At 67.7% G+C, this 23571-nt stretch carries 20 protein-coding genes; 16 read left to right on the top strand and 4 right to left on the bottom strand.

Annotation, left to right across the window (positions count from 1 at the left end):
* Positions 1-4 precede the first annotated feature (4 nt).
* The 7 genes from I2487_RS07095 to I2487_RS07065 all read left to right on the top strand — a co-directional run bounded on the left by I2487_RS07095 (position 5) and on the right by I2487_RS07065 (position 8524).
* Positions 5-1372, top strand: coding sequence for an MFS transporter (locus I2487_RS07095; protein WP_345941354.1), 1368 nt, complete (start codon positions 5-7; stop codon positions 1370-1372).
* Between the two features lie 143 nt (positions 1373-1515).
* Positions 1516-2601 carry a BMP family lipoprotein gene (locus I2487_RS07090; RefSeq protein WP_207171311.1) on the top strand — a complete coding sequence of 362 codons (1086 nt, stop codon included), beginning with the start codon at positions 1516-1518 and terminating at the stop codon, positions 2599-2601.
* A gap of 43 nt (positions 2602-2644) precedes the next feature.
* A complete protein-coding gene (locus I2487_RS07085) occupies positions 2645-4234 on the top strand; it encodes an ABC transporter ATP-binding protein (protein WP_207171312.1) in 1590 nt (529 codons plus the stop codon).
* 23 nt (positions 4235-4257) lie between these two features.
* Positions 4258-5640: an ABC transporter permease gene (locus I2487_RS07080; protein ID WP_207171529.1), complete on the top strand. Its 1383-nt coding sequence runs from the start codon at positions 4258-4260 to the stop codon at positions 5638-5640.
* The gene (locus tag I2487_RS07075; protein ID WP_518523704.1) at positions 5637-6938 is read left to right on the top strand and encodes an ABC transporter permease; all 1302 of its coding nucleotides are present in this window, start codon (positions 5637-5639) and stop codon (positions 6936-6938) included. The genes I2487_RS07080 and I2487_RS07075 overlap by 4 nt, the downstream gene beginning before the upstream one ends.
* A 174-nt stretch (positions 6939-7112) precedes the next feature.
* Positions 7113-7532, top strand: coding sequence for a CBS domain-containing protein (locus I2487_RS07070; RefSeq protein WP_207171313.1), 420 nt, complete (start codon positions 7113-7115; stop codon positions 7530-7532).
* Between the two features lie 149 nt (positions 7533-7681).
* Positions 7682-8524, top strand: a complete 843-nt coding sequence (locus I2487_RS07065; protein ID WP_207171314.1) for an NAD-dependent epimerase/dehydratase family protein — start codon at positions 7682-7684, stop codon at positions 8522-8524.
* A 78-nt stretch (positions 8525-8602) separates the two neighbouring features.
* On the opposite strand, the gene I2487_RS07060 is transcribed toward I2487_RS07065, so the two are convergent.
* A complete protein-coding gene (locus I2487_RS07060) occupies positions 8603-10279 on the bottom strand; it encodes a VC_2705 family sodium/solute symporter (RefSeq protein WP_207171315.1) in 1677 nt (558 codons plus the stop codon).
* A complete protein-coding gene (locus I2487_RS07055; protein WP_207171316.1) occupies positions 10276-10602 on the bottom strand; it encodes a DUF4212 domain-containing protein in 327 nt (108 codons plus the stop codon). Before I2487_RS07055 ends, I2487_RS07060 begins: the two co-directional genes overlap by 4 nt.
* Positions 10603-10887: 285 nt before the next feature.
* Here I2487_RS07055 and I2487_RS07050 point away from each other — a divergent pair, with 285 nt between their 5' ends.
* From I2487_RS07050 to I2487_RS07030, 5 genes are read left to right on the top strand one after another with little or no spacing between them, the layout of a single operon-like run.
* Positions 10888-11370 (top strand): hypothetical protein, encoded by a 483-nt coding sequence (locus I2487_RS07050; protein ID WP_207171317.1) that lies wholly within the window; start codon positions 10888-10890, stop codon positions 11368-11370.
* On the top strand, positions 11355-11843 hold the full coding sequence (locus tag I2487_RS07045) for a hypothetical protein (protein ID WP_207171318.1): 489 nt from the start codon (positions 11355-11357) through the stop codon (positions 11841-11843). The genes I2487_RS07050 and I2487_RS07045 overlap by 16 nt, the downstream gene beginning before the upstream one ends.
* Positions 11840-13525: a sodium/solute symporter gene (locus I2487_RS07040; protein WP_207171319.1), complete on the top strand. Its 1686-nt coding sequence runs from the start codon at positions 11840-11842 to the stop codon at positions 13523-13525. Before I2487_RS07045 ends, I2487_RS07040 begins: the two co-directional genes overlap by 4 nt.
* A complete protein-coding gene (locus tag I2487_RS07035) occupies positions 13515-14840 on the top strand; it encodes a histidine kinase (protein ID WP_207171320.1) in 1326 nt (441 codons plus the stop codon). The genes I2487_RS07040 and I2487_RS07035 overlap by 11 nt, the downstream gene beginning before the upstream one ends.
* 42 nt (positions 14841-14882) lie before the next feature.
* Complete coding sequence (locus I2487_RS07030; RefSeq protein WP_207171321.1) at positions 14883-15665, top strand: LytR/AlgR family response regulator transcription factor; 783 nt, start codon at positions 14883-14885, stop codon at positions 15663-15665.
* A 9-nt stretch (positions 15666-15674) separates the two neighbouring features.
* Here I2487_RS07030 and I2487_RS07025 read toward each other — a convergent pair whose 3' ends face one another.
* Positions 15675-16319, bottom strand: coding sequence for a hypothetical protein (locus I2487_RS07025; protein WP_207171322.1), 645 nt, complete (start codon positions 16317-16319; stop codon positions 15675-15677).
* Positions 16320-16538: 219 nt separating this feature from the next.
* On the opposite strand from I2487_RS07025, the gene I2487_RS07020 reads away from it, so the two are divergent.
* Positions 16539-17369: an aldo/keto reductase gene (locus I2487_RS07020; RefSeq protein WP_207171323.1), complete on the top strand. Its 831-nt coding sequence runs from the start codon at positions 16539-16541 to the stop codon at positions 17367-17369.
* Between the two features lie 172 nt (positions 17370-17541).
* Here I2487_RS07020 and I2487_RS07015 read toward each other — a convergent pair whose 3' ends face one another.
* Complete coding sequence (locus tag I2487_RS07015) at positions 17542-19641, bottom strand: BCCT family transporter (RefSeq protein ID WP_207171324.1); 2100 nt, start codon at positions 19639-19641, stop codon at positions 17542-17544.
* Between the two features lie 682 nt (positions 19642-20323).
* On the opposite strand from I2487_RS07015, the gene I2487_RS07010 reads away from it, so the two are divergent.
* The 3 genes from I2487_RS07010 to I2487_RS07000 all read left to right on the top strand — a co-directional run bounded on the left by I2487_RS07010 (position 20324) and on the right by I2487_RS07000 (position 23559).
* Positions 20324-21418, top strand: a complete 1095-nt coding sequence (locus I2487_RS07010; protein ID WP_207171325.1) for an endonuclease/exonuclease/phosphatase family protein — start codon at positions 20324-20326, stop codon at positions 21416-21418.
* Positions 21419-21460: 42 nt separating this feature from the next.
* Positions 21461-22417: a hypothetical protein gene (locus tag I2487_RS07005; protein WP_207171326.1), complete on the top strand. Its 957-nt coding sequence runs from the start codon at positions 21461-21463 to the stop codon at positions 22415-22417.
* Positions 22418-22527: 110 nt separating this feature from the next.
* Positions 22528-23559, top strand: coding sequence for a glycerophosphodiester phosphodiesterase (locus I2487_RS07000; RefSeq protein ID WP_255546040.1), 1032 nt, complete (start codon positions 22528-22530; stop codon positions 23557-23559).
* The last annotated feature ends 12 nt before the right edge of the window (positions 23560-23571 follow it).

Raw genomic sequence — 23571 nt, 5'->3', positions numbered from 1 at the left:
CTTCGTGCATCAGAACACTGCGAGCTCCTCCACGGCGCTGCCCACCGGTGAGTCGGTCCTCCAGGGCCTGCCCTGGCGATGGAACACCCAGGGCCGGATCTTCCTCATCGGCGGGCTCGGCTTCATGTTCGACGCCTGGGACGTCTCGCTCAACGGCATCCTGATCCCGCTGCTCTCCGAGGAGTGGAACCTCACCGCCTCGGATGCGGCATGGATCGGCACCGCAAACCTGATGGGCATGGCGGTGGGTGCGGTCATGTGGGGCACGATCGCTGACCGGATCGGACGCAAGAAGGCGTTCGCCTGGACGCTGCTGATCTTCTCGCTGTTCACCGTGGCCGGTGCCATGACCGGAAGCCTGGAATGGTTCGTGCTCTTCCGCTTCCTGGCCGGCGTCGGCCTCGGCGGCTGCATCCCGGTGGACTACGCCCTGGTGGGTGAGTTCACCCCGGCCAAACAGCGCGGGCGGGTGCTCACCGCCATGGACGGCTGGTGGCCCATCGGGGCGGCCCTGGCCGGATTCGTCTCGGCCTGGCTGGTGGGCACCTGGGGTGATTGGCGACTGCCCCTGCTGGCGATGATCCTGCCCGCGCTGCTGGTCTTCGCGGTGCGACTCTTCGTGCCTGAGTCCCCGATGTATCTGATGCGCCAGGGGCAGATGGAAGAGGCGCGCAAGGTCATCGACTCCATGGTCGCCCGCACCGGGGCTCCGGTCCGGGCGTACAGCCTTCAGACCACCCAGGCCCCGGCGAAGCTGAGCTTCCGTGCGGTGGGGGAGCAGCTGAGGCTCGTCTGGGCGCATGGCTGGCGAGTCACCACCGTCTCCTGGGTGCTCTTCCTGGCCATCATGACCGTCTACTACATCGCGATCCAGTGGATGCCCACGCTGCTCATCGAGGCGGGGTATGAACAGGACCAGGCATTCATCCGCACGGCAGGAATGGCCGCCGTCGGCCTCATCGGGGTGGTGATCTCCACGGTGCTGGTCGAGATCACCGGACGCCGGGTGCTGCTGGCGATCTCCGCGCCGCTGGCCACCGCGATGCTGGTGATTCTCGGACTGAGCATGCACCTGCCCACGGCGGTGCTGATCCTGCTGCTGGGCTTCGGCATGGTGATTCAGATCGCGATCCCGGTGCTCTATACCTACGTCTCGGAGCTCTACCCCACGGAGCTGCGCGGATCCGGCTTCGGCTGGGCCTCGACCATCTCGCGGATCGGCGCCGGACTGGGCCCGCTGCTCTTCATCGCCTGGATGGAGCCGACCTTCGGTCTGGCCGGAGCCTTCGGGATCTGCTTGATCGGCGTGGTGCTGGCGGTGCTGCTGATGCTCAGGCTGGCTCCCGACACCACCGCCAGACAGCTCGACTGAGCGCGGTTCTCCCTGCTCAGACCGGTGAACATCGCGGAAACATCCGGGCAATGTTTGAGGTGGAAATGTGACGTACTATTGCCTGCATCACTCGTTTCTCGGCACCCGTAGAGGTGCCGTTCTTGCACCATGAGGAGAGCCCCATGAAGAGGTCCTTCAAGACCCGCGGCACCATCGCCGCGACGGCCGCCGCAGCACTGCTCCTGTCCTCCTGTGGAGAGGCCCCCGAGGAGGACGGCGAGGGCGCCGCCGCCGAAGAGGTCGACTACAAGGCCTGCCTGGTCTCCGATGAGGGAGGCTGGGACGACCGTTCCTTCAACCAGTCCGCCTTCGAGGGCCTGGAGATGGCCATCGAGGAGCTCGGCGTCGACTCCGCCGACGCGCAGTCCACCGCAGAGTCCGAGTACGGCCCCAACGTGGACACCATGGTCCAGCAGAACTGCGACGTCGTCTTCGGCGTCGGCTTCCTGCTCGAGGAGGGTCTGCGCGAGGCTGCTGAGGCGAACCCGGAGACCGATTTCGCGCTGATCGACTCCTACTTCAACTTCGAAGAGGGCGAAGAGCTCGAGAACGCCAAGCCGCTGGTCTTCAACACCGGTGAGGCCGCCTACCTGGCCGGCTATGTGGCCGCCGCGATGAGCGAGACCGGCGTCGTCGGCACCTGGGGCGGCATTCAGATCCCCTCGGTGACGGTCTTCATGGACGGTTACGCCGACGGTGTGGAGCGCTACAACACGGACAACGACGGCGACGTCGAGCTGGTCGGCTGGGACAAGGAGGGCCAGTCCGGGTCCTTCTCCGGTGACTTCAGCGACCAGACCCAGGGCCGCGAGGTCACCGAACAGCTGCTGAGCCAGGACGCTGACATCATCATGCCCGTGGCAGGCAACGCGGGCGTCGGCGCAGGCCCCGCCCTGGAGGCGGCCGAGGCCAAGATGATCTGGGTCGACTCCGATGGCTACGAGTCCACCGACTACGGCGACATCGTGCTGACCTCGGTGCTCAAGGAGATCGGTCAGTCGGTCTACGCCACCATCGATGAGGGCGTCCAGGACGGCTTCACCAGCGAGTCCTACGTGGGCACCCTGGAGAACGAGGGTGTCGGCCTGGCGCCGTTCCACGACTTCGAGGACGAGGTGCCCTCCGAGGTCGCAGACGCCATCGAGCAGCTGCGCCAGGAGATCATCGATGGCGACACCGTCATCGACTCCGAGAACGCCCCGTCCTGACCCGTTCCTGAACGACGAATAACTGATTGGCGACACCGCAGCGATGAAGCTTGAGCTCAGAGGGGTCACTAAGCGTTTCGGCTCCTTCACTGCCAACGACCGGATCTCCCTCACCGTTGCACCGGGCGAGATCCACGCCCTGCTCGGCGAGAACGGGGCCGGCAAGTCCACTCTGATGAACACCATCTACGGGCTCTACAGCCCTGACGAGGGTGAGATTCTGTTGGATGACCGGGAGGTCAGCTTCAACGGGCCCGGTGACGCAGTGGCCGCCGGGATCGGGATGGTGCACCAGCACTTCATGCTGATCCCGGTGTTCACCGTCACCGAGTCCGTCGCGCTGGGCTACGAGCCCACCCGCGCGGCGGGAATCATGGACATGGCCGTGGCCCGGGCGAAGGTGCTGGAGATCTCCGCGCGCTTCGGCTTCGACGTGGACCCCGATGCGCGCATCGAGGACCTCCCCGTCGGTGCCCAGCAGCGCGTGGAGATCATCAAGGCGCTCTCCCGCGACGCGAGGGTGCTCATCCTCGATGAGCCCACCGCGGTGCTGACTCCGCAGGAGACCGACGAGCTGATCACCATCATGGGCCAGCTGCGCGACTCCGGCACATCCATCGTCTTCATCACCCACAAGCTGCGCGAGGTCCGCGCGGTGGCAGACCGGATCACAGTGATCCGGCGCGGCGCCGTGGTGGGGGAGACCTCGCCACAGTCCACCGAGACCGAGCTGGCCGGGCTGATGGTCGGCCGTGAGGTCAACCTGACCACCGCCAAGGAGCCGGCTGATCCCGGCGAGGTCAGCTTCGAGGTGCGCGGGCTGACCGTGCTCAGCAGTGCAGACAAGGTCGTGGTCGACGACGTCGATCTCTCCATGCGGCGCGGCGAGATCCTGGTGATCGCCGGGGTCGACGGCAACGGCCAGAGCGAGCTGGCTCAGACCATCCTCGGGCTCCGCACCCCGGTGGCGGGCAGCATCCTGCTCGACGACCAGGATCTCGCCCCGCTCAGCGTCAAGCAGCGCCTGGCCGCGGGACTGGGCTTCGTGCCCGAGGACCGCAGCACCGACGGCGTCATCGGCGCGTTCACCATCACCGAGAACTATGTGCTGGACATGTATGACCGTCCCCCCTACGCCGGAGGTCCCGGCAACGTGGCGCTGCGCCTGCCGGTCATGCGCGAAGCCGCGCAGACCCAGGCCGAACGTTTTGACGTGCGCATGGGCACCGTCGACGACCCGATCTCCACCCTCTCCGGAGGCAACCAGCAGAAGGTCGTGCTGGCCCGTGAGATGAGCCGCGACCTGCGGCTCTTCGTGGCGAGCCAGCCCACCCGAGGCCTCGACGTCGGCTCGATCGAGTTCGTGCACCGTACGATCATCGAGGAGCGCGACAAGGGCACGCCGTGCCTGATCGTCTCCACCGAGCTTGACGAGGCGCTGAACCTTGCCGACCGGATCGCGGTCATGTACCGCGGGAAGGTTGTAGGAATCGTGCCGGCCAGCACCAGCCGGGACGTGCTCGGCCTGATGATGGCCGGGGTGCCTGCCGATGAGGCGCAGGCCCAGGCCGCCACCCACCACACCGTGCTGGCCGAGGCCGATGAGCAGGCCGAAGCAGAGGAGAACCAGTGAGCGCATCAGGGTCCCAGCAGGGGATGACCCCTGCCCCGAAGCCCGAGCATCAGAGCCCCTGGGCCGAGGCTGAGGGTCGACTCTCGCGTGCCCTGCGCGAGCTGGGCCAGACCTCCTGGGTGGTCACCGTGCTGGCCGTCGTCGTCGCCCTGGTGGTCGGCGCGGTGCTGATCCTCGCGGCCAACCGCGATGTCCAGGCCAGCCTGAGCTACTTCTTCGCCCAGCCCACCGCATTCCTGGAGACCGCCTTCCAGGTGCTGCGCGAGGCCTACTCCGCGCTGTTCCGCGGCGCGGTCTTCGACTGGCAGGCCCCCTCGGCCGCTCGCTCGATCCGGCCGTTGACCGAGACCATGGTCTACTCGGTGCCGCTGATCCTCGCGGGGCTGGGCATCGCCATCGGCTTCCGCTCCGGCATGCTGAACATCGGCGGGCAGGGCCAGATCATCCTGGGTGCCACCTCCGCAGGTTTCCTCGGCTACGCGCTGTCGCTGCCCGTGGGGCTGCACGTGCTGCTGGCGCTGGCCGGCGGCATCCTCGGCGGCGCGATCTGGGGCGGGATCGCCGGTGTGCTCAAGGCACGCACCGGGGCCAACGAGGTGATCGTGACGATCATGCTCAACAACATCGCCATCTACCTGCTCGCCTATCTGCTGCAGCAGCAGTGGTACAAGCAGACCGGCTCCAACCAGCCGCTTTCGAGCTCGGTGGATGAATCAGCCCAGCTCTTCTCACTGCTGGGCTCGGGCTTCCGGCTCCACGCCGGTTTCCTCATCGCGATCCTGGCCACCCTCGGCGTGTGGTGGCTGCTGGAACGCTCCACGCTGGGCTTCGAGTTCCGCGCCATCGGGGAGAATCCCGAAGCGGCGCGCACCGCGGGGATCAACGTGCCCAAGGCCACCGCGCTGGTGCTCGTGATCGCCGGAGGCCTCGCCGGCCTCGGCGGCGCAGCCCACGTGCTGGGCACCGAATATCGACTCGCCGGCGGTGTCGCAGGCACCCTGGGCTTCGATGCGATCACCGTGGCTCTGCTGGGTCGCTCCAAGCCCCTGGGCACCTTCCTGGCCGGCCTGCTGCTGGGCGGGCTGCGCGCCGGCGGCGTGCTGATGCAGGCGCAGACCGGCACCCCGATCGACATCGTGCTGGTCCTGCAGGCAGTGATCGTGCTGATGATCGCCGCCCCGCCGCTGGTGCGGGCGATCTTCTTCCTGCCCCACGCCGATGGGCGCCCCCGGATCCGCCGACGCAGCGCACGGCGCAAGACCGAGGCTGCGGCCGGCACATCCTCAAGCCGGCAGCCGGAGCTGCAGACCGCCTCCACCTCGGGGGCATCCAGCGCCGAACCTCCGAGCGCCGAGTCCTCGAGCAGCGAGTCCCCGAACAGCACGACACAGGAGCCTGGCAAGTGAGCGAACAGACCGTGAGCACCGCTGCCGTCCAGGCCGACCCGCTCAAGCAGACTGCCACCGGAGTCCGCCCGATCTCCTGGAAGTACCCGATCACCTACGCAGTGCTGGCCGCGCTCGCAGTGCTCTTCGTGCTGACTATTCCGGCGGGTGCGCGGACCCACTTCCGGCTCTCCTCGGGTGGAGACTTCTTCGAGATCCCACTCGTGGAGCTGCCGTCCCGTCCAGCCGGCTGGATCCTCGCGGTGATCCTGGTCGCGCTGGCCGGCCTCGCGATCTGGCAGGCGTCACGTCGCATACGGACCCGCCTGTGGCTGCCGCTGCTCTTCGGCGTGCTCTTCGTGCTCGCGTTCCTGGTCTGGGCCGGCGCCGACCGAGGTGCCGTCATCCCGCTGGTCACCATGCTCACCGGAGCGCTGGCGCTCTCGGTGCCGCTGATCTTCGGGGCCATGTGCGGGCTCGTGGGGGAGCGCTCCGGCGTGATCAACATCGCGATCGAGGCCCAGCTGCTGGCCGGCGCCTTCCTGGCCGCCGTCGCCGCCTCGGTGTTCACCAGCGCCTATATGGGACTGGTCTTCGCGCCGATCGCCGGCGCGCTGGTCGGGGCGCTGCTCGTGTTCTTCTCGGTGAAGTACCAGGTCAACCAGATCATCGTCGGCGTGGTGCTCAACGTGCTGATCATCGGGCTGACCGGATACCTCTTCTCCACCGCACTGACCCAGAACCCCGAGCTGTGGAATGCCCGACAGCAGCTGCCGCGACTGCCGATCCCGGGACTCTCGCAGATCCCGATCATCGGACCGGTGCTGTTCAACCAGACCATCCTGGTCTACCTGATGTACCTCATCGTGGGACTGCTCAACATCTTCCTGTTCCGCTCGCGCTGGGGCCTGCGCACCCGTGCGGTGGGCGAGCACCCCAAGGCCGCGGACACCGTGGGCATCAAGGTCAATCGGATGCGGGTCTACAACGTGATCCTGGGTGGGGCGATCGCCGGACTCGGCGGTGCGTTCTTCACCATCGGGCAGGGGCTCGCCTTCGGCAAGGAGATGTCGGCTGGCGCGGGATTCATCGCCCTGGCCGCGATGATCCTGGGCCGCTGGCACCCCATCGGGGCCCTGCTGGCGGCGCTGCTGTTCGGCTTCTCCACGTCGCTGGGCAACACGCTGGCCACCATCGGCACCCCTGTCCCCTCGGAGGCGCTGCTGATGCTGCCCTATGTGATCACGATCTTCGCGGTGGCCGGCTTCGTCGGGCGGGTCCGGCCCCCTGCCGCCAACGGCACCCCGTATGTGAAATGACCCCGGTGGTGATCGCTCGTCTTTACCACGGCCGAGCTTGCGTATAGGCTCTGACCAGCTCAAGCAACGGGCTCTTGATCCACTATTCAAGGGTTGCTTATGGAGCATTTTTCAGATCCGACCGCCCGGTTCTCTGGCGGACACACCACTCTTCCCGCACAAGGTTCCCGCACCATGCGCGTCCTGGACCTCATGTCGCGCGTGGAGTCGGTCGTCTCGGTGACCGCACCGCTGCGCGATGCCGCAGCCTTGGTGCGTGGAATGGATGCGGCCGTGCTGGTCGTGGGGCTCTCGCACCAGCCGCTGGGGCTGATCACCGAGGCCGCGCTGAGCGAGGTGTCCGGGAGGCACCCCGAGCAGTGGGAGAAGAAGCGGTGCGCCGCACTGCTGGGCGCCGCACCCGAGCCGCTGGGCCCGGAGGACCCGATCGAGGCGGTGCTGGCCCGCTACCGCGTCTCCGGAGCGCAGCCGCTGCTGGTGCTCGAGGGAGACGAAGCGGTGGGCATCATCTACCCGGACCCGGTCTTCAGCTGGTGCCTGACCCAGCCCTCCGCGGTGTTCGACGCGCTCGGCCTGGGGCGTGACCCTCGCTGATCTGCGACCCTCGCTGATCCGCGCCCCAGCCCCACCGGGCCGCACCGGGCCTGTACCTGGACCCTTCGTCATGCCCTGATCAGCGGCTGCGGTGGATTACTGTGGGCACTGGATTGCATGAGACCCACGACACACCAGAATGAGGCGCTATGAGAATCGCAGTCACCGGGTCCACCGGCAAGCTCGGCACAGTTGTGGTGCGGGAGCTCCGATCGGCCGGCCACGAAGTCATCGGCCTCGACGTCGAGGGCGCCCGTGGCCCCGGCTTCGTGAAGCTCGACCTCACCGACTACGGCCAGGTCATTGATGCGCTCGGCGGAGTCGGGGATCAGCACGACGGCGTGGAGGCGGTCGTGCACCTGGCGGCCGTTCCGGCGCCCGGGATCCGCACCGACGCGGCCACCTTCCACAACAACATCAACGCCACCTTCAACGTCTTCTGGGCCGCGGCCCGGCTCGGGATCGAGCGCATCGTCTACGCCTCCTCAGAGACGGTGCTGGGGCTTCCCTTCGACACCCCGCCGCCGTACATCCCGGTGGACGAGCAGTACCCCGCCAGGCCCGAATCCACCTACTCGCTGGTCAAGCATCTCGAGGAGCAGATGGCGATCGAGCTGGTCCGCTGGAACCCGCGGCTGGCCATCACCGCGCTGCGCTTCTCCAACGTGATGAACCCCGAGGACTACGCCGAGTTCCCCGGCTTCGACGCCGACGCGACGCTGCGCAAATGGAACCTCTGGGGCTACATCGACGCCCGCGACGGCGCCCAGGCGATCGAGCGCGCCCTCGCCGTCGCCGGCCCAGGGTTCCAGCGCTACATCATCGCCGCGGCGGACACCGTGATGTCCCGGCCGAACGCCGAACTCGTCGCCGAGGTCTTCCCCGAGGTCGAGCTGCGCGGGGATCTGGGCATCCATGACACGCTGCTCTCCATCGAGAAGGCCCGCCGGGAGCTGGGCTACGCGCCGAAGCACTCCTGGCGCGAGCACTGAGCAGACAGGCCTGCGGCCCCGCTCCAGTCATGGAGCGGGGCCGCAGGTTCAGCGTGGGGACTGCCGTGGCAGCCCGGTTCAGGAACGCACAGCCGCCTTTCGGGTCTGCGGGTACCGGATGTCCTCGACCATCTCCTGGACCTTGGCGCTCGGTGGTGCGGTGAGCTTCGAGACCACGATCATCACGATGGCGTTGACCGCGGCGCCCACGGCGCCGATGCCCTCAGGCGAGACGTTGAAGATGTGCTCGTTGGCGCTGGTGCCGAAGACCTCCAGGGTGTAGACCATGTAGGTTCCGGTGAACGCCAGACCGGTCAGCATGCCGGCAGTGGCACCCGGACCGTTGGCCTTCTTCCAGAAGATCCCGAGGATCAGGATCGGGAAGAAGCTGGCCGCGGCGAGGCCGAAGGCGAACGCGACCACCTGGGCCACGAACGCCGGCGGGTTGATGCCGGCCCAGATGGCGAACAGGATCGCGACGCCCATGGCGAGGCGTCCGACCAGCATCTGCTCCTTCTCCGAGGCTCCGGTCTTCTTGAAGACCCGGAAGTACAGGTCGTGGGAAGCCGCGGAGGAGATGACCAGCAGCAGGCCCGCCGCGGTGGACATGGCGGCTGCCATGCCGCCGGCGGCCATCAGGCCCACGATCGGAGCGGGGAGCCCGCCGATCTCCGGGGACGCCAGGACCAGGATGTCGTTGTTGACGATCAGGTCAGCCCCGGAGGTGGCCAGGTTGGAGACGGTCTGAATCGTCTCGGCATCGTCGTTCACGGTCACCAGGCCCGTCGGAGCCCAGGTGTTGATCCAGTCGGGCAGACTGTCTGGCCCCTGGCCCTGCACACCCTGGAGCAGGTTCAGCTTGGTGAAGGCGCCCACGGCAGGAGCCGTGAGGTAGAGCAGCGAGATGAAGAACAGTGCCCAGAAGGCCGAGTAGCGAGCACCGCGGACCGTCTTGGTCGTGTAGAACCGGATGATCACATGCGGCAGACCCGCGGTGCCCAGCATCAGCGAGAGCGTCACCAGGAAGACGTCGATCTGACCGCCGGCGCGGCCGGAGAACGCCTCGGTGAACTCGTTGAGCCCGAACTCCACGCTGAGCGAGTCCAGTTCCGCGAGGATCTGCCCGTAGGAGATCTGCGGAACCGGAATGCCCGTGGTCTGGTAGGCCACGGCGAAGGCCGGGATCAGGTAGGCGATGATCAGCACGGTGTACTGCGCTACCTGGGTGTAGGTGATTCCCTTCATGCCGCCGAGGACCGCGTAGATGAAGATGACGACGGCGACCAGCACCACGCCCCATTCGATGCTCAGTCCCAGGAACCGGCTGAAGACGATGCCACCGCCGGCCATCTGGCCGACCACGTAGGTGAAGGAGACCACGATCGCGGCGATCGCTGCGACGATGCGCACCGACTCCGAGTATCGGTCGCCCACAAACTCGGGCACCGTGAACTTGCCCCATTTGCGCAGGTAGGGGGCCAGCAGCAGTGCAAGCAGGACGTAGCCGCCGGTCCAGCCCATCAGGTAGACCGAGCCGTCGGAGCCCAGGAACGCGATCAGGCCAGCCATGCCGATGAAGCTGGCGGCGCTCATCCAGTCCGCCGCGACCGCGGCGCCGTTGGCGAGAGTCGGCACACCCTGAGAGGCGACGTAGAACTCCTTGGTCTCCTTCACCCGAGAGCGCCACGCGATGATGATGTAGATGCCGAAGGTCAGGATGATGAAGAAGAAGGTCCAGAACTGGGTCTCGTTCACTTGTAGCCACCTTCTTCGTTGCGCTCGGCCACGCCGAACTCGTCATCGATCCGGTCCATCCACAAGGCGTAGACCAGGATCAGGATCACGAAGACGTAGATGGATCCCTGCTGAGCGAACCAGAGGCCCAGGGGGAAGCCGAGGATGACGATGTTGTTGAGCGGCTCGATCAGCAGGATGCCGAAGCCGAATGAGACGGTGAACCAGATGACCAGCAGCGTGATCATCAGACGGAGGTTCTTCTTCCAATAGCGCTTGCGCCAACTGGTGTCCTCCGCCTCTGGCGGAGCGCCGGAGGTTCCCTCATGTGCCACATCGGACATGGGAGGCTCCCTTCTTCCTAGTGCGAGTGATGCGGGGCGATTCGCCCACGCGGATGCGCGGGCACTGCTCCAAGCCAGCCAAAATGTGGCCCAGATCACAAGACCAGACACCTTCAGCGGTGTATCTGTGTTTGCCAACGGCATGAATCCCGCGCCGAACGGGGAATCATGCCGCGGTGACCGCTCATCCGGCCGAGCCTGCCGCTCAGCGCCGGAACACCGTCGCTGGGCAGATTTCCCGGCACAGGCTTCGCCTGTGGCGCCGATCACACTTAGGATGACGGCATGACCACGACAGCGGACAAAGGGATCTACGGCGGGATCACCGCGCGGCTGAAGGCTGGCAGCGCCACCGGCTGGGGCGTGTTCCACCCCGGCAGCAAGGCGATGATCCTCGGCGGACTCATGCTGATCGTCTCGGCCTTCCTGCCCTGGGTCTATCTGCCCTTCATGGAGCAGATCACCGGCGAGGTCTACGCGCTGCGCGGCACCGATGGCCCGGGGGTGATCACCCTCGCGGTGGGCTTCCTGGCCTTCGCCGGCGCCTTCGTGCCGCGCCGCAGGCTGGCGATCGCCCATGCCGGGGTCGCGGGTGTGATCGTCGCAGGGATCGTGCTGCTGCAGGCCTGGAACATCCTCGCGTTCTCGGCCAGCTCCGGCGCCTGGGGCGGACTGCTGCCCGGCATGGGCCTGGTGCTCGCCGGCGGCGGCGCCGTGGTCCTGCTCAAGTCCTCCTGGAACATGTACCGGACGTGGCTCCCCGCCTGAGCGCACCCGGGCCTGGGGCGGAGACACCCACCCCCTCGGGCTCGACGCCGGACCCTGTCCGCCCCGCCCCTGTCCACGCTGATCGTGCTCGCCCCGCTCCTGCGCACCCCGCTCCGGGGCCCGAGCTCGACTTTCCTCCCGACACCGAGGTCCGTGACACCCCCGCCGAGGTCGACGCCGCCTTCCGCGCCCAGCGCGGGGTGGCGCTGGCCTATTTCCTGGTCTTCCTGGTGCTGGTGGCGGCGTTCCCGGTGTTGACCATGACATTGCCGTGGTGGACCGAGGCGCGGGTCTTCGGTGAGCTGAGTCCGGGCTTCGTCGCCGCGGCCGGAGGGCTCTACCTGGCGTTCGCCGTCATCGGCATCGCTGCGGCCCGGCTCAGCGCCTCGGTGGAGTCGCGCATGCTGGGCGGCCAGCAGACCCTCGAGGAGGGCTCGCCCGGCCCCACGCAGGGCGCGGAGGATCCTCGATGACCTCGACGGCGGTGGTGACCCTGGCCGCGGTGCTGATCGTCGTGCTCGGGGTCTCCTTCATCAGCCGGCCTCGGGGCCCCTCCACAGTGGACTTCTATCTCGCGGGCCAGCGGGTCGGTGTCATGACCAATTCCTGGGCGATCTGCGGGGACTACCTCTCGGCCGCCTCCTTCCTCGGGGTGGCCGCAGCCGTCTACGTCTCGGGGCTGGACGGGGCCTGGTACGCCGTGGGCTTCGCCGCCGGCTTCGTACCGGTGCTGCTGCTCGTCGCCGCGCCGCTGCGCCGCTTCGGGGAGTTCTCACTGGCCGACTTTCTCGGCCGCCGGATGGACTCGGGCCCGGTCCGGCTGGCCTCGGTGGGTGTGGTCCAGCTCGTGATCCTCTGCTATCTGGTGCCGCAGTCGGTGGGCGGCGGCATCACCTGGGAGCTGCTGGTCGGGCAGGGCCTGCTGGGACTCTCGCCCTATGCGACCGGGGTGCTGCTCTCCACGGCCGTGGTCGCCGTCGTCGTCGCCTTCGGTGGGATGCGCGGGACCACCTGGAACCAGGCCGTGCAGTTTCTGCTGCTCTTCGCCGCCCTGGTCTGGCTCGCCGTGGTGGTCACCGCGGACGGCTTTCGCTATGGGGAGGCGGTGCAGAGCCTGAGTGAGGCCCCGCTCGCGAACCCGACGCTCGGCGGCGCCGAGGGGCAGGAGTGGACGCTGACCGAGGAGACCAACCACATGCACCCGGGGGAGCCGGCGCTCTTCGGCGAGCCCGGGGCCCGCTACGGGCCGCTGGGCCAGGTGGCGCTGGTGGTCACCCTGGGGCTCGGCACCGCCGGGCTGCCGCATGTGATGAACCGATACTTCACCTCCCCGACCGGAAAGGCCGCGCGCACCACCACCGTCTGGGTGCTGGCGCTGATCGGCGCGTTCTACGCGATGGCGATCATGCTGGGCACCGCCGCCCGGGACATCATCCCCGACGCCGTGGCGGGCCGGCCCTGGCTCCAGGAGCTCACCGTGAACGGGGTGCTGCATACCCCGGAGCACGCGCTGCCGGTGCTCGGCCGGATCTACGGGGAGCAGACCGGGTTGGGGCTGATCGCAGCCGCCGCGCTGATCGCCGCGATGTCCACCGTGGCCGGACTGCTGCTGGCCTCGGCGGCGACCTGGGGCCACGACGTCTACGAGCGCCACATCAACCCGCGCGCCACGCAGCGCCAGGCGGTCTGGGCCGGGCGGATCACCACACTCCTGGGCGCCGCGCTCGCGGCGGGCCTGGCCATCGCGCTGCGTCCCGAGGCCTTTGTCCCGGCGATGCCCTCGCTGGTCGCGACCATGGTGACCTGGGCCTTCGCCGTGGCCGGGTCAGCCTTGACCCCGGTGCTGGTGCTTGCGATCTGGTGGCACCGCACGACGGCGGCAGGGTCCCTGGCCGGCCTGCTCACCGGGGCGGTGCTCTCGGTGTCGATGTTCATGACCGCCGGGCTGATCACCACCGACTGGCTGCGGGAGCTGCTGGCCGCGCCGACCCTGGTGGTCGCACCGATTACGGTGGCGGTGGTGGTGCTGGTCTCGCTGCGCACCAGGGCCCCCGACGGGGTGCAGGCACACTGGGTGCGGATGCATGGAACTGCCGCGGACCGCCGCGCAGAGCGTATGGCCCGACTGACCCGAGGAGGCATGGATGCGCGGTAGCGCGATGCTGGCGGCCGGAGTGACGCTGATCTGGGTGCTGGTCTATCTCGGCACCCAGGTGTTCGCGGACCCGGCTCTGCCGATGCTGCCCACCCTCGGACTCGGACTCGGGCTCACGGTCGCAGCGGTGCTGGGCTATCCCTCGGCGCTGCGTGGGGCCACCGGTCGGCGTCGTCAGCGTCCGGTCTCCCCCCGGGAGGTCGAGGTCAGCCGCGGGGTGCGCAACCTGGCCGCGGCGGGGCGCTCCATGCCGCTGCGCGCCGGGCTGACCCCGGAGGCCGCCCGCCGGACCTGTGAGCTGCTGCGCCCGATGCTCTCCGGTGACGCGGTCTCGATCACCGACCGCGAGCAGATCCTGGCCTATGTGGGGCCTGGCGCCGATCACCATCGCGAGGGGGCCCAGATGCAGACCTCCGCGGCCCCGCGCACCATCGCCAAGGGCAAGACCCAGGTGGTCCGCGACCGCGCCGGGGTCGGCTGTCGGAAGCCCGACTGCGAGGTCACCTCGGCGGTCATCGTGCCGCTGCGCGTAGGTGCCCGGGTGATCGGGACCCTCGGGGTCTACCAGGCTGAGGCCGAGATCCCGCCGCGTCAGCTGGTCGAGGACATGGCCTCCATGCTCTCGCTGCACCTGGAGCTCGCCGAGCTCGACCGCGAGAAGCAGCTGGCCACCGACGCGCGGCTCAACGCGCTGCGCGCCCAGATCAACCCGCACTTCCTGTTCAACATCCTCAACACCATCGCCTCAAAGGCCCGCACCCGGCCCGATGAGGCCCGCGAGCTGCTGCTGCGACTCTCCGAGTTCTTCCGCTACGCGGTGCGCCAGGAGGGGCACTACGCCGAGTTTGCTCAGGAGTACTACTTCGTGCGCACCTATGTGTCGCTGGAGCAGGCGCGCTTCGGGGATCGGCTCAAGGTCCGCTACGACATCGACCCCCAGGTGCTCACCACCCGGGTGCCGGTGCTGATGATCCAGCCGCTGGTGGAGAACGCGGTCAAGCATGGCATCGCGGGCAAGCCTGCCGGTGGGACCGTGCATCTGCGCGCCAGAGTGGATCCGCTGGCCCGCACCACGAGCATCCGGGTCAGCGACGACGGCGTGGGGATGGCCCCGGAGGTGCTGGCGCAGATGGCCGACGGTGCCGGTCGCCTCGGGGGAGGGGAGCCGCTGCCGGATGATCCGAACCACGCCGGCGTCGGTCTGCAGAACATCACAGAGCGGCTGAACTCGCTGTTCGGGGACCGCTATGACCTCTCGATCTCGACCCCGCGCTCCGGCGGCACCGTGGTGGAGCTGCAGATCCCACTTCGGTGACCGCAATCACAATATCCTGAATGTTCCCCCTATACTGAGTGGATGCATCCACGCGCTCTGATCGTGGACGACGAGGCTCCTGCCCGCGAAGAACTCCGGTTCCTGCTCGAGGAGATCGGCGGCGTCCAGGTGGTGGGAGAAGCCACCAATGGTGAAGAGGCGCTCCTGCTGCTGAACTCCCTGGCCTATGACCTGGTCTTCCTCGACATCCGCATGCCCGGGCTCAGCGGCCTTGAGGTCGCACAGCGGCTGCGCGGTGCCAGCGCCCCCGAAGGGGTGCGGCGACCTCAGGTCATCTTCACCACTGCCTACCCGGATCATGCCGTGGAGGCCTTCGACCTGGCGGCCGCGGACTACCTGGTCAAGCCGTTCTCCGCCGACCGGCTCCAGCGATCGGTGCAGCGGGCGCTCGCCGGCGCCGAGGCCGCCTCCTCACCCGTGACCGCCCCGGCGCCCACGGTCCCCGCTGCTCCGGCCATGCGTACGGCGCAGCAGCTGGTGCGGATCCCGGTGCAGAAGGACGGCAGGACCGTGCTCGTCGACGGCGAGGCGATCGTCTACGCGGTGGCGGCGCGCGGCTATGCCTCGCTGAAGCTCACCGACGATCGCGTGCTGGTCTCCTTCTCGCTCAATGAGCTCGAACGTCGACTCCAGGGGCACTTCTTCCGGGTGCACCGCTCATATCTGGTCAATCTGCGCTACGTCCGGGAGCTGGTGCCAGACTTCCGCGGCGCGCTGGTCCTGGTGCTCAACGACCGTCAGCGCAGCCGCGTGGAGGTCTCCCGCCGGCACGCGCCTGAGCTGCGCCGTCGCCTGGGGGTATGAGCGCTGCGGCTAGCGCTGCGGGTGATCCTCGGGGAACTCCTGCGGCATCGGCCTGGTCGCCGCGGTACCGGTCCGCCCCTGGGGAGCAGCGCCCGGCTTCGCCGTAGGCTCAGAGCCCCGGTCCAATCCGCGGGGGCCGCTCTCCGCCGCCTTGCCTCGGTCCTGCTGCCCCTTCGCCGGGGAGCTTCCGGAGGCCACGGGACCTCGCGCGTCCTCGGGTCGCTTCGCCGGTGCGGATGCCGGTGCTGAGGCAGGCCGCTGTGCCGCGGGCGCACGCCTCCAGGCCTTGATGCAGCCCAGGACCACATAGGCGACGAGCAGGGCCAGGGCGAGCAGGCCATGCAGGATCATGGTCGCCGTCGCGCCGGCCGCATCCTGATTGGTCAGCGCCAGCACGAACATCCCGATGCTGTGCACGATGGTGAGTTCCATCAGGCCGGGGTAGGCCTGGGGGCGCCAGGCGACGAGGGCGAAGAGCCCCGCGAAGACGATCAGCCCGAACGCGTGCCAGGCCTCCGAGAGGAACGTCTCGGAGGTGGTGAGCTGGAGCTGAGCCAGCGACCAGCCGGCGAACCCCGCGGCGCCCAGCGCTGAGATGATCAGCAGGGTGCGCCCGGTGGCTCGTCGTCGTGATGCGGTGATCTCTGCGGCCATGATGAATCCTCTGATCTGCGCTGGGGGAACAGCCCCGGGGACGATGTGCTCCTATGGTCTCAGCTTAGGCCCGCGCTCAGCGGCTGACCAGTGAGGGGAGTCCTTCAGGGGGCATCTGGACGGTGCTCCCGCTGGGAATGATCCTGACTGTTGCGTGGTTCACACAACACGAGGGCATGGTTGCCCTCAGACACAGACGCAGGATGAGAGAGGTTGCCGATGGCTACTGTTCCCACGATCACACTCAATGATGGAACCGCGATCCCCCAGCTCGGCTTCGGGGTCTGGCAGGTCCCGGCCGACGACGCCGAGAAGGTGGTCGCTGAAGCGCTGAAGGTCGGATACCGGCATATCGACAATGCCGCCGTCTACGGCAACGAAGAGGGCGTGGGACGCGCCATCGCCGCCTCCGGGATCCCCCGCGAGGAGCTCTTCATCACCACCAAGGTGTGGGTGAACGACTTCAAGGCCGGAAACACCAAGCAGGCGCTGCGCACCTCGCTGGAGAAGCTGGGCCTGGACTACGTGGATCTGTACCTGATCCATTGGCCCGCACCGGCGGACGAGGCCTACCTGGATGCCTGGAAGGCGATGGAGGAGCTGCAGGCCGATGGGCTGACCCGCAGCATCGGTGTGTCGAACTTCCTGCCCGAGCACCTCGAGCGGGTGGCCGAGGCGGGCACCGTGATCCCCGCGATCAACCAGGTGGAGATCCACCCTGCGCTGCAGCAGCGTGAGATCCAGGAGGCCAACGAGCGCCACGGCATCAAGACTCAGGCCTGGAGCCCGCTGGCCCAGGGCGCGGTCTTCGAGGATCAGCCCGTGGTCTCCGCGGCCCAGGCGCACCAGGTGTCCCCTGCGCAGGTGGTCATCCGCTGGCACCTGCAGCGCGGACGGATCCTGTTCCCGAAATCTGTGACTCCGGAGCGCATCGCGTCGAACTTCGACGTCTTCGGCTTCGAGCTCACCGAGGAGGAGCTGGCCGCCATCGACGGACTCGAGCGCGACGGTCGGACCGGGCCCAACCCGGGAGAGTTCAACCCCTCCTGACCCGTTGCCGCGCAGCTCGGACCGAGGCGCAGAGCCTGGCCGAGGCGATCCTGTGCGAGCTGCAGATCCTGCGCGGCGCAGAAAAGAGCAGGGCCCCAGTTCAGATCGAACTGGGGCCCTGCTCTGTCTCAGCCCAGCGCCGGTGTGGAGGCGCTCGACCGACACCCGCGGATCAGCGCTGGGTGTTCTCTTCGGTCGTATTCGGCTTCGGGTCGGTCTCAGCGTTGCCCACGGCCTCGTCGTAGATCTGCTCAGACTCCCACTGCTGGCCGGTGGCAGACTCGGCGAACTCCGGAGTCTCGAACACCTCATCGGCAATCGGATCGTGGAACGCCACGTCCTCGTCCCAACCGATGGTTCCCGTCTCGGGATTGACCACGGTGGAGTGGGCTGGCACGTCCTGGATCGCGAACACCATGTCATCGGAGTCGAACGGTGTGGAGATTGCCGACTCCTTCGAGCTCGGCTTGTCCAGTCCTGCCAGAGTGGCGGAGGTGCCGCCCAGGAAGCCCTTCAGCGCGCTGCGCTGACCGCTGAGGATCGAGCGCAGGTTCCGGTGCACACCGGGAGCGGAGTCACCGCCGCCGGCGGCGCTGCGTGCTGTGTCGACCAGGGCCGACTTGCTGGCAGTGGGTCGGATGCGCACATAGCGAGGCATCGTCGCGGTCTCGTAGTTGAACATCTTGACCTGCGCGACGACGGCCAGCACCATGACGATCGACAGCGGAGCCGCCGCACTGATGGCAGCCACCTGCAGCACGCGCAGCGAGGCGTCTGCCGCCTCGCCGCCACCGGCTGCCAGCAGCACGATGGCGGTGATCGCGATGAAGATCGTCCAGAACACGCGGGTCAGCTTGGGAGTATCGGTGCGTCCGCCGAAGGCGAGCACATCGGTGACCAGCGAGCCGGAGTCTCCGGAGGTGATGAAGAAGATCGCGATCACCAGGATGGCGACAACTGCGGTGATCGACGCCAGGGGCAGCTGCTCGAGCAGCGTGAAGGTGGCTCCGACGGTGTCGACGCTGCCGTCCTCGCCGACCATGACGCCCTCGGTCATCTGGAACCAGATGCCGGAGGATCCGAAGATGGTGAACCACAGGATGCTGACCAAGGTCGGTGCCAGCAGCACGCCCATGACGAACTGGCGGATGGTGCGTCCGCGGGAGATCCGCGCGATGAACATGCCCACGAATGGGGACCAGCTCATCCACCAGCCCCAGTAGTAGATGGTCCAGTCTGCGGACCAGCCGCCCTCGTCGCCGCCGACATAGCTCGCGCTGGACTCGAACATGAGGTTGGCGAAGGTCATGGCGTACTCGCCGAGGTTGCCCACGAAGGCCTGCAGCAGGAACAGCGTCGGGCCGGCGATCAGCACGAAGAGTGCCAGGATCGCGGCCATGACCATGTTGAAGTTCGAGAGCCACTTCAGGCCCTTGTTCACACCGGAGATCACCGAGAAGGTCGCGATGGCCATGATGACGACCACGATCGCCGTGAGCAGGCCCGTGTTGGCGGGATCTTCGATCCAGCCCATGAAACCCAGCCCGGCGGCGATCTGCTGTGTGCCGATGCCCAGTGAGGTGACGATTCCGAAGACGGTGCCCACGATGGCGACCACATCGATGATGTGACCCACCCAGGATTCGATGAGCTTGCGGCCGAAGATCGGCTCCAACAGCCAGCGGATGGAGAGTGGACGTCCGCGCCGGAAGGTCATGTAGGCCAGGCCCAGACCGATGACGACGTAGATCGCCCAGGCGTGCAGGCCCCAGTGGAACATCGACTGTCCCATCGCGTCGCCCATCATGGCGGACTCCGTGGCGGAGATGGGGTCACCGTTGGCATCCATACCGGTGGTGCCGGTGACCTCCGGGGGTGCGATGAAGTGACCCAGCGGTTCTGCCACGCCCCAGAAGACGAGCCCGATGCCCATGCCTGCTGCGAAGAGCATGGTGAACCAGGAGCCGAGCGAGAACTCAGGCTTCTCGTCGTCGCGGCCCAGGCGGATGTTGCCTGCCTTGGACAGTCCGGCCCAGAGGGCGAAGACGACGAATCCGGTGCCGATCAGCACGTACCACCAGCCGACGGTCTCCACGATGGTGGAGTTCAGCGTCTCGAACGCCTCGGCACCGTTGGACGCGCCCCAGATGGTGGCGAAGATCAGGCCGGCGACGATGATGAGCACGGCGGGGATGAATACGGGTTTGTTCAGGCCGCGCCAGGCATCAGCCGGCGACCAGTCCCGTAGTCGAGCTTCGGGTTGCGAAGCCATGAAGTCCTCCTCAGTCAGGTGAGAGTGTTCTCTAGTTGTGTGCGAGATGATTCAGCGCAGCGTGTCATTCGTTCCAGACACAGAAAACGACGACGCCGGCTCCGTGGTCGCAGCGGCGGGATGATTCCCATGGTCCCGGTGCGGCAGTCAGCGAAGCTCTGCGTCGTCGTCAGAAGTGTCGTGCACTCACGAATGTCTAGCGTTCCTCTACTATTTAGACACTGTATGCCCTTATAATGCAACTGCTGCGGCCCCGAGAGACCTGCATCACCGTCCGATTCGGCTCCGCAGCGCGAGCTCCCACATCTCGCCGCCCGACTATTACGCCTTGGTAACTGTTTGTCGTTGCAGCGTTCTGGGGTTGGCACGGCCGGGGTGCCCCACTACGGTGTAACCCATGCCCCATGGCCAGCAACGATCTGAGCTGCGGGCCCGAGGATCCATGCGCAGCGGCTTCGCCGGCTGCCTCGTGGCCGGCCTGATGGTGGCCGGATCTTCCGGCGCGCACGCCGCACCTCCCACAAGCGGCCCCAGCAGCAGTGACCCCTCCGGCAGCGACTCCACCGGCAGTGGTCCCGCCAGCAGCACCATTGACAGGGGCGGGAGTGCGAACAGCACCCCCTTCTATCCGACCCCGGGACAGCCTCTGGCAAGGGCTGAGCCCCAAGAGCCGGCGACGACCGTGGAGAAGACCTCAGGCGACATCCGGGTCGCGACCCTGCATGCCCAGATCCGCGGCGGCTCCTCCGCCGAGGTGCTGGAGGAGCTCGACGGCGGCATGCATCCTCAGGCCCGGGTCTTGGCCGAGACGGTTCAGGTCAATGCCCCCGATGTGCTGGTGCTGACCGGACTCAGCTATGACGAGCAGCAGCAGATCGCGGCGACGGTCAACGAGGAGTACCTCTCCCGCGGTCAGAACGGCCAGTCCGGCCTCGAGTACCGCCATGTCTACACCGCACCGACCAACTCCGGCATCGAGTCTGGCGCGGATCTCGACGGCGATGGACGGATCGGCGGGCCCGCCGACGCGCTGGGCTATGGGCGCTATGCGGGGGAGCGCGGCATGGCTGTCTTCTCCACCTACCCGATCGCCGAGGATGAGGTCCGTACGTTCCAGGACTTCCTCTGGCAGGACATGCCGGAGAACTCGATCCCTGAGGATGAATTCTCAAAGCTGGAACAGTCGGTGATTCCGCTGCCCAGCACCAGCCTGTGGGACATTCCACTCGAGGTTCCCGGCGAGACCGAGCACGTGCATGTCGTGGCCACCGATCTCAACAGCCCCCCAGGCCCCACCGGCCCCGATGTGGCCCGCAGCGAGGACCAGCGTCGAATGGTCGCGGAGTTCATCTCCGGAGCCTCCTGGTACCTCTACGACGACGAAGGCACCTACGGCGGTCTCGGGTCCGGCACCCCGTTCGTGCTCGCTGGCAGTCTCGCCGACGCGCAGGAGCTGCAGACCTGGCCGGACGATCAGGTTCCGGCGCTCGCCTCGCTGCTGGAGGGCGGCGCCATCCAGGACCCCGGGCCTGAGGCGATCACGGAGGAGCCTCTGCCGCAGCGCCGCGACGCTGCGGTCGACCCCCAGGCAACCCACGGCCTGGCCGGCGGGGATGCCGTGCGGTCCTCCTATGTATTGCCCGCAGCCGACCTCGATATCGACAGCTCCGGCGTCTTCTGGCCCTCGGAGGGAGAGTTCGGCTTCGACCTCGTGGATCCGGCAGACCCAGACGCCCCGGTCGGCCGGCTCGTCTGGCTGGACATCGCCGGCAGCTGAATGGCTTCCCGCCTCCTCGGGGTCACGCTCTAGACTGAGGCTATGAAGAAGTCCTCAGCGAACGCGAAACTCATGGGCACTGCGGCCACCGGCTTCTTCGCCCAGCAGACGGCGTCGATGGTCAAAGGTCACGCCTTCGACGACTCCGGAAAGCTGACCCCGCGGGCGGAGACCTGGTTGACCCGGGCCGTGACCGTGCAGCGACCGCTGGTGCTGGCGAATCTGCGCAGGCTGCGCAAAGCGCACCCCGGGCTCTCCAACCGAGCGCTGGCCGCCCAGCTGGACAAAGACTTCACCCGCGCGATGACCGGCGGCGGCGCCCTGATCGGGGCCACCGCAGCGGTCCCGGCCGTCGGCACGGTCACCTCGCTGGGACTCTCCGCGGCGGCCACCGGCAGCTTCCTCGAGGCCTGCGCGCTCTACGCCCAGTCGATCGCCGAGCTCTCAGGTATCAGCACCGCAGACCCGGAACGGGCGAAGCTGCTGGTGATGGGCGTGATGCTCGGCGATCAGGGCCGCAAGCTCCTGGGGGAGCTCTCCCAACAGGCCGGCGGCAAGGGGACCGGCCCGTTCTCCTCCCTGGTGCCGATGAACATCTCCTCCAGCTCCACCGGGGTCTCGGGGCTGGTGGTCAACCAGATCAAGCGCCAGTTCATGCGCCGATTCTTCATCCGTTCCGGCACCTCGATGCTGGCTCGCGCCATACCCTTCGGCATCGGAATGGTCGTTGGCGGCGCCGCGAACCACCGACTGGCCAGCCAGATCGTGAAATCCGCCCACAAGACGTTCGGGGAGCTGCCGGAGCAGACACCAGCGGCCCTGGCGGCCGATATGGAGCGCGCGCTGGAGCGCGAGCGGCTGCGAGCCGAGCGCAAGGCGCGCCGCGGACGGAAGCGTGAGATCCTCGCCGAGCGCCGGTCCAAGAGCCATTCACAGGACGAGACGCCGGCCGAGGCGCTGGAAACCAGCCGCGCCACGTCCGACGCGAAGCGGCCCTGAACAGATTCCACCACCGAGACCGGCTTCATGCCATGTTCACCGAGGCTTCTCCGAATGTGCCCCACGATCGTCGCAGCCCGTTGTCCCGACGGGTCCAGTCTGGAACCGTGATGACAGAACTCGCGCAGAACCAAGATCCCGCAGGCCCGCTTCGACGGGCCGCTCCGATCAGCCTGGACGCGGCGCCGATGAGCGCTCCCTCTCCGGCAGACCCGTTCGATGCGAGTGAGCCAGCGGCACTGCGCCGTCGGCGTGCCAAGATCTTCGCGCACCGGGGTGCCTCCGGGCTGTTCCCGGAACACACCCGAGCGGCGTATCGCCGGGCCATCGAGGAGGGTGCAGACGGCCTGGAGATCGACCTGCACCTGACTGCGGACGGTGAACCGGTCTGCTTCCACGACGCCACGGTGGACCGCACCAGCAACGGCACCGGTTCGGTGGCGGAGCTCAGCCTGGCTCATATGCGCACCCTGGACTTCACCAGCTGGAAGACTCCGAGGCTTCCCGGTGACTATGGCGGACGCCACCAGCAGCTGATGACACTCGCCGATGTCCTGGAACTGATGGTGCAGGCAGGACGTGACCTTGAACTGGCTGTGGAGCTCAAGCACCCGTCGCCTTATGGGGACCGGCTGGAGAACAAGACGCTGCGCACCTTGCTGCGCTTCGGATGGGACCCCGAGACCTCTGTGATCCCGGCGGGTGAATCTGGCGAGCACGCGGTGACCGTCTCCTTCATGAGCTTCTATCCCGGGTCCCTGGTCTACCTCGCGGACATGGTGGCCCCGGACAAGCTCTGCGCCCTGCTCAGCTCGGTCACCGAGGCGCAGGTGCAGAAGCGGCTGGAGAGGCTGCCCCTGGCGATGGCGGTGCGGCCCGTGGTGGCTGCTGTGATGCGCGGGACCCTCCGCGACTCCGAGGCGCTGGTCTGGAACGGACGGGCAGGGATCGCCGGTCCCGGTCTCACCTATGTGAAGGATCACCGCGCCGAGGTCAAGGCCTGGGTGGCTCGTGGCTCTCGACTTCGAGTCTGGACGGTGGATGACTCGCAGGACGCCGGCCTGCTCCTGGAGCTCGGGGTTCAGGAGATCACCACGAACTACCCCGCACGCATGCTGCAGGCGGTCACCCCCGTCGGCTGAGCCGGATGAGCC

The organism is Nesterenkonia sp. E16_10 (assembly GCF_017347085.1).
Lineage (GTDB): Bacteria > Actinomycetota > Actinomycetes > Actinomycetales > Micrococcaceae > Nesterenkonia.
This window is presented reverse-complemented; position numbering and strand designations above follow the sequence as displayed.

Excerpts from the sequence above, each read along its gene's own strand:
- I2487_RS07055 (WP_207171316.1), bottom strand. The coding sequence starts at position 10,602 with ATGTCCGATGTGGCACATGAGGGAACCTCCGGCGCTCCGCCAGAGGCG.
- I2487_RS07030 (WP_207171321.1), top strand. The coding sequence starts at position 14,883 with ATGCATCCACGCGCTCTGATCGTGGACGACGAGGCTCCTGCCCGCGAA.
- I2487_RS07080 (WP_207171529.1), top strand. The coding sequence starts at position 4,258 with ATGACCCCTGCCCCGAAGCCCGAGCATCAGAGCCCCTGGGCCGAGGCT.
- I2487_RS07025 (WP_207171322.1), bottom strand. The coding sequence starts at position 16,319 with ATGGCCGCAGAGATCACCGCATCACGACGACGAGCCACCGGGCGCACC.
- I2487_RS07090 (WP_207171311.1), top strand. The coding sequence starts at position 1,516 with ATGAAGAGGTCCTTCAAGACCCGCGGCACCATCGCCGCGACGGCCGCC.
- I2487_RS07050 (WP_207171317.1), top strand. The coding sequence starts at position 10,888 with ATGACCACGACAGCGGACAAAGGGATCTACGGCGGGATCACCGCGCGG.
- I2487_RS07085 (WP_207171312.1), top strand. The coding sequence starts at position 2,645 with ATGAAGCTTGAGCTCAGAGGGGTCACTAAGCGTTTCGGCTCCTTCACT.
- I2487_RS07015 (WP_207171324.1), bottom strand. The coding sequence starts at position 19,641 with ATGGCTTCGCAACCCGAAGCTCGACTACGGGACTGGTCGCCGGCTGAT.
- I2487_RS07020 (WP_207171323.1), top strand. The coding sequence starts at position 16,539 with ATGGCTACTGTTCCCACGATCACACTCAATGATGGAACCGCGATCCCC.
- I2487_RS07035 (WP_207171320.1), top strand. The coding sequence starts at position 13,515 with ATGCGCGGTAGCGCGATGCTGGCGGCCGGAGTGACGCTGATCTGGGTG.
- I2487_RS07040 (WP_207171319.1), top strand. The coding sequence starts at position 11,840 with ATGACCTCGACGGCGGTGGTGACCCTGGCCGCGGTGCTGATCGTCGTG.
- I2487_RS07065 (WP_207171314.1), top strand. The coding sequence starts at position 7,682 with ATGAGAATCGCAGTCACCGGGTCCACCGGCAAGCTCGGCACAGTTGTG.
- I2487_RS07005 (WP_207171326.1), top strand. The coding sequence starts at position 21,461 with ATGAAGAAGTCCTCAGCGAACGCGAAACTCATGGGCACTGCGGCCACC.
- I2487_RS07000 (WP_255546040.1), top strand. The coding sequence starts at position 22,528 with ATGACAGAACTCGCGCAGAACCAAGATCCCGCAGGCCCGCTTCGACGG.
- I2487_RS07070 (WP_207171313.1), top strand. The coding sequence starts at position 7,113 with ATGCGCGTCCTGGACCTCATGTCGCGCGTGGAGTCGGTCGTCTCGGTG.